The organism is Bacillus sp. AFS017336, from assembly GCF_002555445.1.
In the GTDB taxonomy this organism is placed as follows: Bacteria; Bacillota; Bacilli; order Bacillales; family Bacillaceae_G; genus Gottfriedia.
Genome location: NZ_NUCO01000095.1, coordinates 1 through 223 on the forward strand (window position 1 = coordinate 1; position 223 = coordinate 223).

Annotated in this window: 1 protein-coding gene; it reads right to left on the bottom strand. The window is 61.9% G+C overall.

Features of this window, described 5'->3' with window-relative positions; all coding sequences use genetic code 11:
* On the bottom strand, window positions 1–223 hold a 223-nt coding region (locus CN601_RS22225), incomplete at both ends, for an extracellular solute-binding protein (protein ID WP_142317412.1).

Genomic DNA, 223 nt, shown 5'->3' on the forward strand with positions numbered 1-223 from the left:
TCCTTGTACATGTCGGAGATGTCGAGGAACGCGCCCACGTTGGTGAACGTCGGCGACTGGGTGTTGCCCATCTCCGTCACGTCCGGCGTGTTGTTCGCGTCGGGCAGCGCGGTGGTGAGCTTGGTGACGATGTCGCCCCTGTCCTGCTGCTCGATCTTGAGGGTGGCTCCGGTCTCCTTGTTGAACTCCGTCTTGAGGTAGTTCCGCAGCTTGTCCGGGGTGT